At 54.4% G+C, this 16715-nt stretch carries 17 protein-coding genes; 11 read left to right on the top strand and 6 right to left on the bottom strand.

The annotated features are described in order from the left end of the window. Positions 1-9: 9 nt before the first annotated feature. The 8 genes from D3A97_RS24955 to D3A97_RS23175 all read left to right on the top strand — a co-directional run bounded on the left by D3A97_RS24955 (position 10) and on the right by D3A97_RS23175 (position 7619). The gene (locus D3A97_RS24955; protein WP_157986722.1) at positions 10-2136 is read left to right on the top strand and encodes a WD40/YVTN/BNR-like repeat-containing protein; all 2127 of its coding nucleotides are present in this window, start codon (positions 10-12) and stop codon (positions 2134-2136) included. Between the two features lie 8 nt (positions 2137-2144). Then, entirely contained in the window at positions 2145-3518 is a 1374-nt protein-coding gene (locus D3A97_RS23205) for an arylsulfatase (RefSeq protein ID WP_157986721.1), read from the top strand. A 10-nt stretch (positions 3519-3528) separates the two neighbouring features. Then, positions 3529-4467, top strand: a complete 939-nt coding sequence (locus D3A97_RS23200; protein ID WP_119080947.1) for a glycerophosphodiester phosphodiesterase family protein — start codon at positions 3529-3531, stop codon at positions 4465-4467. 28 nt (positions 4468-4495) lie between these two features. Then, positions 4496-5797 (top strand): Gfo/Idh/MocA family protein, encoded by a 1302-nt coding sequence (locus D3A97_RS23195; RefSeq protein WP_232826059.1) that lies wholly within the window; start codon positions 4496-4498, stop codon positions 5795-5797. Positions 5798-5925: 128 nt separating this feature from the next. Next, positions 5926-6426: a GNAT family N-acetyltransferase gene (locus tag D3A97_RS23190; RefSeq protein ID WP_119080946.1), complete on the top strand. Its 501-nt coding sequence runs from the start codon at positions 5926-5928 to the stop codon at positions 6424-6426. Beyond that, on the top strand, positions 6423-6920 hold the full coding sequence (locus tag D3A97_RS23185) for a MarR family winged helix-turn-helix transcriptional regulator (RefSeq protein WP_119080945.1): 498 nt from the start codon (positions 6423-6425) through the stop codon (positions 6918-6920). Before D3A97_RS23190 ends, D3A97_RS23185 begins: the two co-directional genes overlap by 4 nt. Positions 6921-6943: 23 nt before the next feature. Then, positions 6944-7255 carry a type II toxin-antitoxin system HicA family toxin gene (locus D3A97_RS25400; RefSeq protein WP_369073544.1) on the top strand — a complete coding sequence of 104 codons (312 nt, stop codon included), beginning with the start codon at positions 6944-6946 and terminating at the stop codon, positions 7253-7255. After that, positions 7248-7619 carry a type II toxin-antitoxin system HicB family antitoxin gene (locus tag D3A97_RS23175; protein ID WP_119080943.1) on the top strand — a complete coding sequence of 124 codons (372 nt, stop codon included), beginning with the start codon at positions 7248-7250 and terminating at the stop codon, positions 7617-7619. The genes D3A97_RS25400 and D3A97_RS23175 overlap by 8 nt, the downstream gene beginning before the upstream one ends. Before the next feature lie 44 nt (positions 7620-7663). Here D3A97_RS23175 and D3A97_RS23170 read toward each other — a convergent pair whose 3' ends face one another. The 3 genes from D3A97_RS23170 to D3A97_RS23160 form a co-directional block, all read right to left on the bottom strand. Further along, entirely contained in the window at positions 7664-8710 is a 1047-nt protein-coding gene (locus D3A97_RS23170; RefSeq protein WP_119080942.1) for a linear amide C-N hydrolase, read from the bottom strand. Positions 8711-8802: 92 nt separating this feature from the next. After that, positions 8803-10395 (bottom strand): ABC-F family ATP-binding cassette domain-containing protein, encoded by a 1593-nt coding sequence (locus D3A97_RS23165; RefSeq protein ID WP_119080941.1) that lies wholly within the window; start codon positions 10393-10395, stop codon positions 8803-8805. Between the two features lie 239 nt (positions 10396-10634). Next, on the bottom strand, positions 10635-11075 hold the full coding sequence (locus tag D3A97_RS23160; protein WP_369073543.1) for a bestrophin family protein: 441 nt from the start codon (positions 11073-11075) through the stop codon (positions 10635-10637). A 7-nt stretch (positions 11076-11082) separates the two neighbouring features. Between D3A97_RS23160 and D3A97_RS25205 the strand changes: the two genes are divergently transcribed. Beyond that, a complete protein-coding gene (locus D3A97_RS25205) occupies positions 11083-11448 on the top strand; it encodes a sensor histidine kinase (RefSeq protein ID WP_232826058.1) in 366 nt (121 codons plus the stop codon). Positions 11449-11530: 82 nt separating this feature from the next. Here the strand turns inward: D3A97_RS25205 and D3A97_RS23155 are convergent, their stop codons facing one another. Next, on the bottom strand, positions 11531-12661 hold the full coding sequence (locus tag D3A97_RS23155) for a serine hydrolase domain-containing protein (RefSeq protein WP_119080939.1): 1131 nt from the start codon (positions 12659-12661) through the stop codon (positions 11531-11533). 338 nt (positions 12662-12999) lie between these two features. After that, positions 13000-13470: an SRPBCC family protein gene (locus D3A97_RS23150; protein ID WP_198674149.1), complete on the bottom strand. Its 471-nt coding sequence runs from the start codon at positions 13468-13470 to the stop codon at positions 13000-13002. A gap of 161 nt (positions 13471-13631) precedes the next feature. Between D3A97_RS23150 and D3A97_RS23145 the strand changes: the two genes are divergently transcribed. Together D3A97_RS23145 and D3A97_RS23140 are read left to right on the top strand one after the other, a co-directional pair. Then, entirely contained in the window at positions 13632-14852 is a 1221-nt protein-coding gene (locus tag D3A97_RS23145) for a transglutaminase domain-containing protein (RefSeq protein ID WP_119080938.1), read from the top strand. A 99-nt stretch (positions 14853-14951) separates the two neighbouring features. Next, entirely contained in the window at positions 14952-15545 is a 594-nt protein-coding gene (locus D3A97_RS23140) for a dihydrofolate reductase family protein (RefSeq protein ID WP_119080937.1), read from the top strand. On the opposite strand, the gene D3A97_RS23135 is transcribed toward D3A97_RS23140, so the two are convergent. After that, complete coding sequence (locus D3A97_RS23135; protein ID WP_119080936.1) at positions 15509-16714, bottom strand: MFS transporter; 1206 nt, start codon at positions 16712-16714, stop codon at positions 15509-15511. The two genes, D3A97_RS23140 and D3A97_RS23135, sit on opposite strands and share 37 nt — an antisense overlap. Between the last annotated feature and the right edge of the window lies 1 nt (position 16715).

Below are 16715 nucleotides of genomic sequence, written 5' to 3'. Positions count from 1 at the left end.
AATTTAGTTATGAAAAACACTTTCATACTGCTTGCAATCAGCATTGCAATAGGGCAGGGTATTGCCTGCAAAAAAATGAGCGGCAAGCTCGAAAAAGGCGTACTGAGCGGAGAACGCTCCGCCGCGGGCGGCGCCGGCATTGCGTCTGTAGTGCCTTACAACTGGAACAACGTGGCCATTGGCGGTGGCGGCTATGTAACCGGCATTGCCATTCACCCCACCCAGGGCAACCGCATGTACGTGCGTACGGACGTGGGCGGCGCTTACAAATGGGATGGCACCAACCAGCGCTGGATACCCATGCTGGACGGTATTAGCACCATCCGCGTAGACGGCATGGCGCTGGATGCCAACGCGCCGGACAGGATCTACCTGGCCCTCAACGACGGTGTGTACCGCTCTAACGACAGGGGCGTTAACTGGAGCAAGGTATTCTCCACCACTTACGACGGTAACGGAGACCTGCGCTGGGCAGGAGAATGCCTGGCAGTAGACTCGCTCACCAGCACCGTGGTGTATGCCGGCACCCGTACAGACGGCCTGTACCGCAGCACCAACACCGGCAGCACGTGGACAAAGATCACCACCGTGCCCAACGGCGCCAAAGGCGTGCGCAGCGTGGCCATAGACCCCGCTACCAGCACCAGCGGCCGCTCTGCCACAGTGTACGCGGGCATTCCCGGCACCGGCGTTTACCGCAGTACCGATGGCGGTACTACCTTCTCCGCCATGAGCGGCGCGCCCGCCTCGCCCAACCGCATGGTAGTGGCAGGCGGCAAGCTCTACGTAGCGCACACTACCGGCGTTAGCGTATGGAACGGCAGCAGCTGGAGTGACATTACGCCCGCCGGCGGCGCCAACAAAAACTATTGCGGCCTGGCGGTAGAAGCCTATGATTACCAGAAAATAGCCGTATGCCAGCGTTATTCCACTTTCAACAACCCCTTGTACCGCTCTTCAGACGGCGGCGCTACCTGGCAGCAGATGAACACCACCGCGCTGCCCATCACCAAAACACTGGAAGCCCCCTGGTGGCCCAACAGCTGGTTCTCCAGCGCCACCTCCGCGCTGGCCTTTGACCCGCTGCACCATGGAGACCTGTACTATACAGACTGGTTCGGCGTATGGTTCACCTCCAATGCATGGGCCGCCGGCTCTGTAGCATGGACCACCCGCATCAAGGGAGATGAAGAAACCGTGGTGCTCACCCTGACCGCGCCGCCGGGCACCGTGTCTCTCTACTCCGGGCTGGCAGACGTGTTCGGCTTCCGGCATGATGATGTGACGGTGTACCCCGCCGCGCGGCTTTACAATATCAACGAAGGCTTCAGCATTGCCTATTGCGAAACCACGCCGGCCAACATTGCCATCCTGGGCGCCTCCGGCAACGACGGTACCGGCACCATACTGGCCACTTCCAGCAACAGCGGCACTTCCTGGACCACGCGCACCCTGCCCGCCGGCGTGAAGCTGGGCCGTATTGCCATTTCCGCCACCAACCCGGATAAGATGGTGTACATAGCCGGCGGCAGCAGCGGCGCGGTGTATTACAGCACCAACCGCGGCAACTCCTGGTCTGCCGCCACCGGTGCGCCTACCGGGGCGGTGAACGCCATCGATGTCTGGAGTAAAGACTTTTCGCTGGCGGCGGATGCTGTAAACGGGAATACGTTCTATATTTATAAGACCGGCTACCTCTACGCGTCAACAGACGGCGGTGCTACCTGGATACAAAAGAACGCTACGGCCATACCCAATAAAAACGCTTACCTGTTTGTAGCGGCAAGGCCCGGCGCCAATGGAGAAGTATGGGTCAGCCTGGACAACAACGGGCTTTACAAGACCACCAACGGCGGCACTACCTTTACCAAGGTAACCGCGCTCACCACCGCCACCGCGTTTGCATGGGGCGCGCCGGCCTCCGGCAGCACCACGCCCACGCTGTTTTGCTACGGCACCGTGTCTGGGCTGAAGGGCATGTACCGGTCTACAGACCTGGGCGCTACCTGGGACCAGATAGACAACGGCACGCAGAAATTCCCGGCCGGCGTGAAAGGGCTGGCGGGAGACAGGCAGGTATTCGGCCGCGTTTACGTAGGTACCGGCGGCCGTGGAGTCATGTATGGACAACCATAGATCATATCATGCGCATATTTATTCTTTTTGTATTGCTGGCCGTGGGCATACCCGGCAAACCGCAGCAGGCGCCAAAGCCTAACATCATACTTATACTGGCGGACGATATGGGCTACGGAGACCTGGGCTGCTACGGCCAGCAGCAAATACAAACGCCGCATATAGACGCCCTGGCGAAGAACGGGCTGCGCTTTACCGGGTACTACGCCGGCAGCACCGTTTGCGCGCCCTCGCGCGAAGCGCTGCTGACCGGCAGGCACACCGGCCATACCGCCATACGGGGCAACTTCCTGACTGACAGCCAGGAAGACCCCGCTATGCCGGGTAATAAAGTAACCATAGCGGAACTGCTGCAAAAAGCCGGTTACCGCACCGGGCTCATCGGCAAATGGGGATTGGGCGGCGAAGGTCATGGCCCCGATACGCAGGGCTTTGATTACAGCTACGGCTATCTTGACCAGATACAGGCCCACAACTATTTCCCGCCATTCCTCTACGAGAACGGCAAAAAGGTGATGCTGCCGCAAAACGGGAACGGCGCTACCGGCGCCTACAGCCATCACCTGTTCGTGGAAAAGACCATGCGGTTCCTGGAAGAAAGCACACCGCGGCAGCCCTTTTTCCTCTACCTGCCTTACACCATCCCGCACGGCAAACATGTGATCCCGGATAACTCGCAATACGCCGGGAAAGACTGGCCGGAGCAGTTCAGGAACTACGCCGCCATGATATCCCTGCTGGACGCGGACGTGGGCCGCATCCTGCAGCTGCTGCGGCAAAAAGGGCTGGATAAGAACACCCTGGTGCTGTTTACCAGCGATAATGGGGCCAACCCCGGCTTTGCTAAATTCTTTCACAGCAACGGCCACTTCCGCGGGCATAAGACCACGCTGTACGAAGGCGGTATACGGGCGCCGCTCATTGCATGGTGGCCCGGCGTGATAAAGCCCGGCCAAACCACGGGCCATATGGCCGCCGCGTGGGACCTGCTGCCCACGCTTTGCACGGTGGCGGGCATCGCAACGCCGGCCGGTACAGACGGCATTTCCCTGTACCCGTTGCTCGCCGGCAAAGGGCGGCAAGCCGTTCATGACCACCTGTACTGGGAGTTTTACGTGTACAATTATAACTGGAACAAGCCCGGCGCCACAACACCGCGTAACTGGCTGGATGCGCGGGCCATCCGCTACCGCAACTGGAAGGCCGTGATCAAAAACACGCCCGGCGGGCAGGAGGAAGCAATGGAGCTGTACAACCTGGACGCTGACGCCGGCGAAAAGAACAATGTAGCCGCGGCCCACCCCGCGGTAGTCAAAAAAATGCGCGCACTGCTTGCCACCGCATCCCGGGCGGACGCACCGTATTTTCCGTATAAACCTTAATTCATCAGTAATGAAAATCAAGATCCTTTTAGTCTTTTTGATATGCGCCATGGCCTGTGCTTTTAACCGGCCCGCCGCGCCACGCCTGCACACCATTCAAACCGGCAGCGCGCAGGCGCTGAAAGCCTTCCTGCAATACTCGCCAGACCGGCTTCCTTTTATCTGCGCGCACCGCGGCGGCCCGAGGAAGGGGTTTCCTGAGAACTGCATCGCCACGTTTGAGAACACGCTGGCGCATAACCCGGCCATGCTGGAAATAGACCCGCGATATACCAAAGACGGCCACATTGTGCTGATGCATGACGCTACGCTTGACCGTACCACCAACGGCCAGGGCAAGGTAGCAGACCACACGCTGGCAGCGCTGCGCAAGCTGCGGCTGAAAGATACGGAAGGCCATCTCACCGGTTACACCATTCCCACGCTGGATGAAGCGCTGGAATGGGCAAAGGGGAAAACGGTGCTGGTGATAGACGCCAAGGACGTGCCTGTTGAAGTGCGCGCCCAAAAGATACTGGAACACAACGCCCAGGCCAACGCCATTGTGATAGCCTACTCGCTGAACGATATCAAAAAATGTTACCAGCTCAGCCCGGACATTATGATGGAAGTGATGACGGGCAAAATGGAACAGGTAAAGCAGCTGGATGAAAGCGGCGTGCCCTGGGAAAACATCATCGGTTTTGTAAGCCACGAGCTGCCGCGCGATTCCGCTATTTTCCATGAAGTTCACCAGCGCGGCGCCATGTGCATTTTAGGCAGCTCGCGCAACTATGACCGGCAGTTCACCAGCGGCCAGATAGACGCCGCGGCGCTCGAAAAAGGGTACCTTAACCTGATTGGCCATGGCGCGGACGTGATAGAAGCAGACCTCGGCGTTGAAAGCGGCGCGGCGCTCAAGCCGCTGCAAACCGCGCCTTCTTCCAAGGCCCGCTTTTTCCGCTATTAACGGCGAAAAAAAATAGCTATCTTAAACTATGATGAAAAACAGCAAAAATACCATCAGCCGCCGGCAGTTTGTCAGCAATGCCGCGGCGCTTTCCGCGTTTTTGATACTGCCCCGGCATGTGCTGGGCGGCAGGGGATATACCGCTCCCAGCGACCAGGTGAGCCTGGGCTTTATTGGCGCCGGGCGGCAGGGGCTGTCCCTGCAAAAATCTTTTCTCCCGCAGGAGCAGGCTAAAATTGTGGCCGCCTGTGATGTATACGATTCCAAAACAGCCCACTTCTGCAAGCAGGTGGATGCTTACTACGCGGCCAGATCAGGGCAGAGCGCTTACAAAGCCTGTGCGCCCTTTCATCATTTTACGGAACTGCTGGACCGTAAAGATATAGATGCCGTGGTAATTGCCACGCCTGACCACTGGCATGCCGCCATGGTGGTACGCGCGGCGGCGGCGGGAAAGGACATTTACTGCGAGAAACCGCTTTCCCTCACCATAGCCGAAGGCCGCGCCATGGTGAATGCCGTTGCCAAACATAAACGCGTACTGCAAACCGGCAGCATGCAGCGCTCCCGGCCGGAGTTCAGGCAAACGGCGGAACTGGTGAGGAACGGGCTGATAGGCGATATCAAAAACATCAAAGTGAGCATAGGCGGCCCTCCGGTGCCTTACAACCTGCCGGAAGAAACCGTGCCCGCTGACCTGGACTGGCCGCTCTGGCTGGGGCCGAATGACTATGTGCACTACAACCATCAGCTCAACCCGGTGATAGGAGACAGCATCTGGGGCCGCTGGCGGGATTTCAAGGGCCTGGGTGGCGGAGACATTACAGACTGGGGCGCGCACATGTTCGATATAGTGCAGTGGGCGCTGGATATGGACCATAGCGGCCCGGTGGAGATCACCCCGCCCAATGGCAAAGACGTTCAGCACCTCACCATGCGCTACGCCAACGGGGTGGTCATGACGCACGAAGACTTCGGGAAAAAACACGCCATCCAGTTCAACGGCACGGCGGGCACTATTGAAGTGCAGCGGGGAAAGCTGGTAACACAACCGGAAAACCTCATAGCCCAGTTGAGCGGCAACCTCCCTAAACGTGTTTATCACAGCGATCATCATCACGCAGACTTCCTGCAGGCCGTTAAAAAACGCAGCAAGCCGGTAGCCGATGTGGAAACGGGCCACCGCAGCGCCACGGTGGGCAACCTGGCCAATATTGCTTTTGAACTGGGCACGCCCCTGCGCTGGGACCCTGAAAAAGAACGTTTCGAAAATAACAACGCCGCCAACGGGTTGCTGTCACGCAAAATGAAGGCGGACTGGGCGGTTTGACCAATGTTTTGCCCATTGCCCGGGAGGTGTTACAATAAACACCTCCCGGGCTTTTTTATGCTCCCGCCTGCCGGGTCTTTTGATAATATGTAGTCAACTACGTATCTTTGTACATATTTTTACAGACCATGACACAGGCATTCAACATTCAAACACTGAACAACACCTATTCCGCGCAGGTGGTTGAGCTGATATTACCCATCCAGCAGGTGGAGCATAATATTCCCGTAACGCTCGAGGACCAGCCGGACCTGCTGAACATAGAAGGTTTTTACCAGCAGGGCGGCGGCCAGTTCTGGGGCGCGTTTAAAGACAGGGAGCTGCTGGGCACCGTTGCGCTTATCAACATAGGCCACCACGCCGGCGCCATCCGTAAAATGTTCGTTAAAAAAGAATACCGGGGCAAGGAACTGGCGGTGGCGCAGCGGCTGCTGGAAACCCTGCTGGACTATTGCCGCCGGCAGGGGATCACAGACATTTACCTGGGTACGGTAGAAGTATTGAAAGCCGCCCAGCGTTTTTATGAAAGGAACGGTTTTACCCGGGTAGCCAAAACGGAACTGCCGCCGTATTTCCCGCTGGTACATGTAGACACCTTGTTTTTTCACCTTCACCTGGCAGCATCATGAATATTATTGACGAGGCCGGTATACTGGCCATTTCCACAAGGCTGCAGCGCCTCAGCGACCAGTTGCGGAAAGACGGCCTGTTGATCTACCAGGCCTGCGGCATAGACTTTGAGCCCAAATGGTTCCCGGTGATCTGGGCCCTTACCGCCAAACCCTTGCTGAGCGTGGTAGAAATTGCGGAAGAGATCGGGTATACCCATCCCTCCACCATCAGTTTGCTGAAAGAGCTGGAAAAGATCAGGCTGGTACGTTCCAGGAAAGACAAGGCAGACGAAAGGAAACGGCTGATAGCGCTCACGCCCAAAGGCCGCGAGCTGGTGGAGAAAATGAGGCCGGTATGGCATGTGATGGCCCGCTCGCTGGCGGAACTGACCGATACGCCGAACAACCTGCTGCGCGCTGTAGAAGAAGTAGAAGCAAAATTGAAAGAACGGTCTTTTTTGGAATGTGCTAAAAAGATTTGGAAGACCGGAAAGGATGATGTAAGTTTGTAACTGAAATTTAGTTGCTATGTCAAATGCCCGTATGGAGATTGTTATCAAAAAGAAGACAAACTCAAATTCATATGAGCAGACAGGAAAAATTGTTAACCCGGATGTTGTCGTTCCCCCGGGATTTTACTTGGGACGAGCTGGTAAGGTTGCTGATGATGTATGGATATGTGGAGCTTCGCAATGGAAAAACGGGCGGTTCAAGGCGGAAGTTTGCAGACATGTACAGGAATGTAATTGTGTTGCATAAGCCTCACCCGGAAAACACCATTAAGGAGTATATACTCAAACAGGTAATTGTACACCTAACAGAAAAAGGCCATTTAAAATATGAATGACGTGTTACAATACAAAGATTATCGGGCTTCCGTTCATTACAGCGCAGAAGATGACGTGTTTTTTGGCAAGGTGCTGGGCATAGATGACCTGGTGAGTTTTGAGGGGTCTTCCGTCAGGGAGCTGAAAAAGTCTTTCCGCGAAGCTGTGGAAGATTATATAGAGACCTGCCGGCAGCTTGGCAAGGAGCCGGGCAAAACCTACAAGGGCTCTTTCAATGTACGTATTCCCACAGACCTGCACAAGGAGGCCGCCCTGTTTGCGGCGGTCAACAACATCTCTTTAAATGACTTTGTAAAAAAAGCCATTGACTTTGCGCTTTCCCATAAAAATGAAATGAACAGGGAACTGCAGGCCCATGCCTGAGAGGAGCGGCAGCACTACTTCATGCTGCCGCTGAATATGTTGTTTTAAATGCCCAGGAACTTGAAGGGCTGCGCAGTTACAAATGATTTAACGGCGTTGCCCGCGTACACCTCACCTTTAGTCAATCCCAGCTTTTTTACAGGCGCCCCGGCGGTAAAATTAACGTCTTTTAGATCTACCCAGAATATGTTGGGCATGAGCGTGGTCTCAAAATAATATACCAGGTTTTTATGGTCAGACACAGACCGCCAGAGCGTAGATGAAATATTAGGCTGGTCGGGGGTTGAGATACCTAAGGGTACGGAACAGTTACGGATCACACTGAAAGCGCAGGCTACTGCCACATGCGTGTTGTCTGTTTTTGGAATAGCGCTGGCATAGAAAGATGCTCTTGCAAACCTGTCTGCCGCCCGGTTGGTGCCCGGCAACATTACGGTGCCGCCTATTTCCTTCCAGTATTCATTCAATGCCAGCTGCTTGTCAAATACGGGTGAATTGGTCATTACATTGTAGGATGGGTCATGATGTATCACCAGTTTACCGTCAATGTATTCAAAAATGGCGTTATCACCTGTTGGGTCGGAAATAGACAAATGCAGGGTGGCATCCCTGTCCTGCCCGGGCACCTTGTCTGTCACGATCACGAATTTCTCCTGCTGAAGGGCGTCTACAGCCTCTTTTACAGTAGCAAAATTGTCCAGCACATATTGCACCCATGCTGAAATGGAGAGCCCCGGCTTTTGGTGGTCCCATGCCGGGTATTTGGATTCCGCCAGCCATAGGAGGTTGGCCACAAGGCCTTTTTCATTCATCCCGTCCGTACTGGAAATTTCATACGCGGACGCCACTACGCTGCCGTACTTCGATGTCCATTTGATGGATTGCGGGCCGGTTTCCCCTGTCCGCGCCATGCCTCTCGGAAATAACCAGAGGTTGGTCTTGAGGTCTTCCTTCCAGTCCATAGAACGGGCGGTGATATAGAGGTTGTTCAGACCTTTGTAGACCACCCTGGTACAGGCCGTGGTTGTCTGCGCAGGGAACAGGAACAAAGCAATGGCAGCCGCCAGCACAGTCTTGAGCAATAGGTTCATAGCAGTTAAATTTACTGTATAACACGACCGCGCCGGAAGTGTTCAGCAAAAAAGGGCCGCTGCGTGTGTTTTGGCCCGCAACGGCCCGTTCCTTATAACTGCAATGCTGCTGTAACGCCCGTTTCCTGCAGAAAACCGGCATCGTGAGAGACGATCACCAGCGCCCCCCGGTAAGTGGCAAAAACTTTCCCCAGCATTTCGATATTGCCCAGGTCCAGGTTGTTGGTGGGCTCATCCAGGAAGATAATATCCGGCGCTTTATGCTGCAGCACCATGCAGCAGAGGGCCAGGCGCAGCATTTCCCCGCCGCTGAGCACGGCGCAGGGTTTCTCCCAGTCTGCCGGCCCAAACAGGAAACCCGCCAGCAGCGTGTGTACCATGGCGGCTTCGAGCCTGGCTTCATTAAAGCTGTCTGCCTGTTGCAGCACGGTCTTTTTCCGGTCAATGAGGCTGTAATCCTGGTCCAGCAGCAGCGCCCTGCAGCTTGCGGCCGCAACGCTGCCCTGGCCGGGCGCTACCCGGCGCTGCAATATGTTCAGCAGGGTGGTTTTGCCGCTGCCGTTATTGCCCGAAATTGCCAGCCTGCTGCCGCTGCGGATGGTGAGCGTAACAGGCGCCGGCCATAACCACTGCCCGTTGTCAAAAGCATGATTGACCCCGGTGGCCTGTATCAATACTTTGCTGGCGGGCAGGGCGGAAGCGCCGAAATACCCCTTCATGATACGCTGTACCTGCGCCATGGCGGCCACTTCTTCCAGGTCTGCCCGCAGTTCGCTTACTTTATCCGCATGTACGTGTTTGAGCTTTGCCGTACTGGCTTCCGCTGCATTCCGGCGGCCGTTCAGAAAACCTTTCGGTTCGCTGGAGCCGGCGTACCGCTTGCGTGCCTGCGCATCCGCATGCTGTTTTCTTTCCAGCGCCTGCTGCTGCTTCTGGCGGGCCTCTTTAAGCGTTTTTTCATGATGCGCCAGCTGGTGTTCCATGGCGGCCGTTTCCGCATCTTTCTGCGCCGCGTACAGGTCATAGTTACCGCCGTACACTTTGATGCCGCCGGCATTCAGCTCCCAGATGGGATTGCAAAGGCGGAGCAGCTGGCGGTCGTGGCTGGTGAGCAGCAAGGTGCAGCCGGTAGTTTCCATCCACTCATAAAGCTGGGCGCGGGCGGGTTTGTCCAGGTGATTGGTAGGCTCATCCAGCAGCACAATGGCGGGCTTGAAAATATCAATGCCGGAGAGGAACAGCCTTGTTTTCATGCCGCCGCTCAGCTGGTGCAGCGGCTGCTCCAGGGCAATGCCCCGCAGGCCCCACCTGGCAAAGGCTTCTTCACAACGGGCGGAGATGTCCCAGTTGTGTTCCAGCAGGTCATAATACCGCTGGTCTACCGCGCCGCCTTCCACGGCGCGGAGGGCTTCCAGCAGGGGCGCAATACCCAGCGCCGCTGCTACAGTAAGCTGATTGAAGTGGCCATAGTGTTGCGGGATGTAATAGAGGTTGCCGGGCACCTGCAGCTGACCGGTGTAATTTTTTTCCAGTCCTGCAATGATCTTCAGCAGGGTGGTTTTGCCGGCGCCGTTGTTGCCGGCAATGGCGGCTTTATCTCCTTTCCGGAGACTGAAACTAATATTGCGGAAAAGCGGTTCCCGGTTGGGCGTATGATAACTGATATGTTGCGCGTTGATAAGCATGTAGTGATGTTGTGGAGTGAGGAACAGGCTTCCACGGGCGGGAAGCAATACAGTAGGCAGCCCGTTGGCAGGATGTAATTTTCATGACAAGATGTTTTGTACGGTAAATAAAATGATGAATGAAGATGATGAAGCCGGAGCGGCTTGCAGATGCACCTGTGAGATGCGGTGTATGGGTGGATTATAACTTCATGATGGCGCAAAGGTACAAAAAAACCGGTTGTTTGCAAACAACCGGTCTATAGTACGTAAAATTGTTCGGTCTGTGCCGGCTCATGTTCCGGCTCGGGCAGGGGCACATCGTCCAGCATCTGCAGCAGGTCATGCTCTATGCGGCGGGCAATGGCGGTCATAGGCGTATCAGTAGGTTTATTTTCAAAAGGGTCTTGCAGGTTCACGGCCATTTTCTCTATCAGGAGGAAGGAAGCGGATATGGCGGCAACCAGCGGCACCTCCATCATGCCCAGCGAGTCAATGAGCGCAAAGGGCAGCAGCATTATAAAGAAGATAACGGCAAAGTGGGTGTAGAGGCTGTAGGTAGCCGGAAACACCGTGTTCTTGATACGTTCGCATTTACCCATGGCGTCGCAGAGGCGGGTGAGCGTTTTATCGATCTCCACCTGCTGGTAGGCATTGAACCATTCGTGACGCAGGGCGTATTTGAGGTCCCGGCTGTGCATTTGCAGAATGCCGGCGGGCAACCAGCAATTGCTGGAGCTGGAGCTGGCGCTGGCCAACATTGTGAGCAATGCCGTGAAATATTCCAGCAACCAGCCGGTATCCATGGCGCTGGCCGCTACAGACACCCGCAATATCATTATCGTGAAAGACCGTGGCATCGGCATCCCGCCGGAAGATCTCCCGTATATCTTTTCTCCATTTTTCAGGGCGTCCAATACAGAGCGCTTTGAAGGGTATGGCATTGGCCTGCCACTGACCAATAACATCATCCGTATGCACAAGGGAGAAATATCGGTGAGCAGCCGTATGAATGAAGGCACAGAAATAAAAGTGGTGCTGCCTTCCTCGGCGAGAGAGCAGGGAAGGCGATGATGGGTAGCCGGGAACGCGCCTGTTTATCCCTGTATGCAAAAGGGCTGGCCGATCACGGCCAACCCTTTATGTTATTGTCAGGCTACTCCCAGGAGTCATTATATGCGTTGTTGGCAATAACAGACAGTTCGCGCCGTGTACCGTCCCACGAGTTCACCGAGAGGGCCAGTTCCACTTTGTTGGGATACTTTACCACCAGGGTTTGCAGGCCGCGTTCTCCCCAATAGAGCAAGCCGCCTTTGCCGTAAGAAGGGCCGGCTATGGTCATCCAGGAATCATCAGGGTCCCAGCCCAGCAATTCATCGTCCATTAATTTCTTTTGAGCATTGCTCAGCATTTTTTCCGTGTATACCAGGTACGCCATTACCCGGGCCATTTCCATGGTGGAGAGGTGGATGCCGCCACCGGCGCAGTCTTCCGTCCAGTCGCCAAAATCAACATAACTCAGTTTGGCACCTTCGTTAAATGCCTGGGCCGTAACGGGGCCGGGTTTACAAAGCACTTCGTTGAGGCCGATGGGCGTAAATACATTTTCCTGCATGTATTTGATGTATTGTTTGGCCATGAACAATTCAAAAGCAGCCGTATTGCCCGGTACCAGAGACGCTTCAATTTGCAGGGCGGCCGTTCTGTTGATGAGGTAAGGGATGATGACGCGGAACAATGCGTAGTTCATATTGGCATAGGCATAGCCTTTGGAAGGCTTGGCCAGCGGTTCTTTTACGATCTCCTTCATCACCACGTACTCATGAGAGCCGGAAGTGATGCCTGACTTGTGGGTTAGCAACTGCCGGAAGGTGATGGCTTTCACTGCATCTGTGGCATTAAAATAGACCGGCAGGTATTTGCCGATGCTGCTGTCTAGGTGTACGTTCTGCTTCTGCAACAATTGCAGTACGGCAATGGCCGTGAGCGGCTTGGTGACACTGGCAATGTTGATCTCCAGGTCAGGCCGCATGGGGCTTACCCGGTCTCCCTTGATGTAGCCGTAACCGTAGTAGCAGGTGTCTGCTACCTGCCCGTTCTGGTTGATCACAAAAGAGAATCCCCGGGGCAGGGTGGGTTTGACTTTCATGATGCCGTCTTTCAGGAGCGCTTTGAACTTGGCTACATTGAACACCCTGGTGGGCATGGGCGCCTTGTCCTTGACGCAGGAAGAAGCCGTTACAGCTACGGCCAGGGCTAACAGCCAACTTTTGAATAACGTTTTCATTTGAAGTTCTTTTTGGGGTGAAAAAATTGATGCGGCAAAGTTGCAATGAGAAGGGCTGTGTTGAATGCGGAGATTAACGGATGGGAAGTTTGGGTTTACAGATGGCGGTTGTAAAATAACAAGCCCCGGGGTACTTACCCGGGGCTGCCAATTACCTGTTGCAACAGCTGTTTACCAGTACATCCTGGGCATGGGCGGTGCAGCAGCAAAGCAGCGCTACAAACAAGGTTATCATTTTCATAAGTCACATTTTTGATCTGTTGATATAACAGACGGGAAGCCGTCAATGTTACAGCACTGTCAGGGAACAGCTATTGGTGGCCGTACAGGAAAGGTGTTCATTTGCCATGTTGCGCTACCGCTTTGGGGAACTTGTCTGCGATCAGGTTCAGGTCAATACCATGTTCCAGGTAAGCCTTCAGGCCATCCAGCACAGTGGTGAAGCCTCCGGTGGAGTCCCTGATGATACCCAGCAGTTCGTCTCCCGTTTGTTTGAAATCATATTCCCGGATGACCACATACGTACTGCCGTCTTGCAGGGACTGAAAATTGAAATCCACAGCGGTAACCGGGTCACTCCAGTTGATGGCAATTTTCACATCCGGTATGATCTCTTTTACCACCACCTTGGTGGATACATTGTACATTTCCCATTCCCAGGTAACGGTTTTGCCTGCTTCCAGCTTGCCGCTGCTTTTGGTGAACCAGAAGTGGCAGGTAACAGCAGGGTCAATGAACGCCTCAAAGACCCTTGCGGCGGGTTTCCTGATGAGCATCTGCGCTTCTACGTAAGCATTGTTGTTTTCCATGATATTCCGGTGTTGAGGAGGTGGTAATGGAACCGTCTGGTTGCAAAAATAAAGGGAAGCGACTTGCCGGGCAAGTTTTTTAGCGGAAAGGGCTGCCTTCCATTCCTCCAACTTTGCAATAGCAGCCGTATACACTATCTTTACGGCCTCAAAAGTTGCACATGCGCTCACTATACCTACTTATTGCTGTTTTAAGCGTGTCTTTAACCGCCGTTGCCCAGTCACGGCCCGCCGTCCGTACACAAAAGGCCAGCGCGGCTGCCAAACCCGTCAATGAATACGCCGCCACAGACGCAAAGGCACTGCAGGTGCCGGAGGAGGCAACGGCCACCACGGCCGGTATTGCCGCCTATATCAACGCCAGCTTTACCCGCCCGGCAGATAAAGTGAGGGCCGCCTTCATTTGGACGGCCTCCAGTCTTCAGTACGATCTTGATAATATGTTCGCCCTCAACTTTCATGAAAAAAGAGAGGAAAAGATTGCCCGCTCGCTGAAAACCAGGAAGGGCATCTGTGAAAACTATGCGGCCATTTTTAACGACATCTGCAATAAAGCCGGCATCAAGGCATTCATAGTGGAAGGCTATACCAAACAGAACGGGTTTACAGACTATATTCCCCACGCATGGTGCGCCGCTTATGTGGATACTGCCTGGTTCCTGTTTGATCCCACCTGGGGCTCCGGTTATGTAACCAACGGGAAGTTTGTTAAAAAGATCAATAACGAATATTTCCTGGTGGCGCCCCGGCAGCTCATCAAATCCCATATGCCGTTTGACTACCTGTGGCAGCTGCTGTATTACCCGGTTACTACCGGAGAATTTTACGAAGGCAAAACACAGGAGCATACATCCAGGGCGTTCTTTAATTATACAGACTCTATTGCAGCATTTGAAAAACAAGACGAGGTGGATTATTACGCGGCAGCGGCGTCCAGGATGGAAAGGAACGGTGTCAGGAACTCGCTGACGTTTGACAGGCTTCAACAAATGCGCAGGGCTATTGATATAGAAATGCAGGACCGCGTGGTGCATCTTTATAACACCGCACTGGCTAACTACAACAACAGCGTCAATTCCTTCAATACGTTCATAGACTACCGCAATAAACAATTCAAACCTGAAAAGACCGACCCCCAAATTCAGGCTATGCTGGATGAGTCCGCCAGTGAATTGAAAAGCGCCACCCGCAAACTGGCCCAGATCAAAAACCCGGATGCCAATACCGCATCGCTCATTACCGGCTTCAACAAACAGATGGGCGACCTCACCGCACGCATTGATGAGCAGCAGGAATGGCTGAAAAAGTACTTTTCCAAAGGGAAGGCCGGCCGCAGGTCTATGTTTACGAAATACTCCTGGTTCGGTATCCCGCTGAACTAGGTGAGTGGCGAAGTTGTCGTATCTGCCCCTGTCTTTGTCTGATTTCGCCCCCTCATGGGGTACAATATTCTTTTACTTTTACCGTAAAATGAATCTACTATGAGCAGAAAGATCATACTGTCCGTACACGTTTCGTTAGACGGGTTTGTTGGCGGCCCAAAGGGCGAAATGGACTGGATAAAGATAGACGATGAGATGTTCAACTTTGTAGGCACTTTTACTGACGCCGCGGATGGCGTTATTTATGGCAGAAAGACCTACGAAATGATGCAGGCCTATTGGCCCACGGCAGACCAGCAGCCCAACGCCACCAAACACGACCTGCAGCACTCGGAATGGTACCGGCGGGTTGACAAGCTGGTGATCTCCCGCACCATGCAAAACGAGCAGCGGGAAAAAACACAGTTCGCAGGGGATCATATCCCGGAAAAGGTCAGGGCGTTCAAGCAGCAACCGGGCAAGAACATACTGATCTTCGGCAGCCCTTCCGCTGCTCACTTGCTGATGGAACACGGGCTGATAGATGAATACTGGCTATTTTATTATCCGGTGGCCATTGGCGGCGGTATTCCGCTGTTCAGGCAGGATGGAACGCGGCAGCAATTGCAATTGCTGGAATGTAAAAAGTTCCCTACCGGGATGGTGGGGATGCATTATCACGCCCCCACGCCCGCCGGCGCCCTCAGTTTGTAGCCCGCCATCAGCAGCACGCCCAGTATCAGCAGGCTGAACACAAAATAACCTGCGGCCAGCGACTGTTGGCCGGAAATGGTGATGAACCCCAGCACCGCCGAGCTGCCTACGGAAGTAACCAGGTAGGAGCCGCCGCTGGTAATGCCGCTGGCCACCCCTGCGTTTTGAGGGAAACGGGTGAGGCAATACGTCAGGAACACGTTGTACACAAAGCCCCCGATGCCATGTACCAATACTACAAACACCATCATCACCTGCAGGCTGCCGGAGAAAGTACCCGTGGTGAACATCAATATAACTATTGCGGCTTGTATAATACCGGCCGTTATCAGCTTTCCGTACAGCGATCCGGTTTTTATTGACTTGCCCAATATGCCGCCTACAAACAACGCCAGGCCTGAGAAGAGTGCGCAGTACCCGGTGGTAACGGCGGAGAGGTGAAAGGTATGCTCCACAATGAACGGGGCGGCCATGGAAAACACCATTACCATAGAATAGCTGGCGCCCAACACCAGTACGCCGGCACTGAAATCGGGCGTGGAAATGAGGCGGCGATATACCTTCAGTACAGCAGGCAGCTGAAAAGGCTGCGCCGTGTTGAGAGATTCCCCGCTGAACGTCCATTCCAACAGGAACATAACCAGCCCGTAGATGCCAAGCAGGTAGAAGCTGGCCGTCCAGCCAAAGCTGTTTTGCAGGAAACCGCCTACAAAAGGCGCTACAATGGGAGCCGTGGCCCAGATGATGGAGAGCATGCTGGTGTAGTGCTTTCGTTGTTCTCCGGTGTATACATCTACCAGCAAGGCGCGCTTGCCTACTATGATGAACGCCGTACAGATGCCCTGTATAACGCGCATCAGGTATACAACGTGAATATCCTTTGTTGCAATAATTACAAAGTTGCTGGCTGTAAAGATGAACAACGCCATCAGGTTCAGCCGGTAGCGGCCAAAGCTGTCTATGATGCTGCCTACAAAGAACTGGGATATGCCGTAGCTTACCAGGAACAGTACCATGGTTTGCTGAATGCCGGCTTCCGTAGTGTTGAACGCTGCCGCCATATCCGGGAAAGAGGGCAGGTATACGTCTGTGGCCAGGCCGGATAAGGGTACCAGTATAAAAGAAAGAATGGTGCTGATCCGCCTGTTGTGTTCATTAATTCGTCTCATG

The organism is Chitinophaga alhagiae (assembly GCF_003568665.1).
GTDB lineage: Bacteria > Bacteroidota > Bacteroidia > Chitinophagales > Chitinophagaceae > Chitinophaga > Chitinophaga alhagiae.
This window is presented reverse-complemented; position numbering and strand designations above follow the sequence as displayed.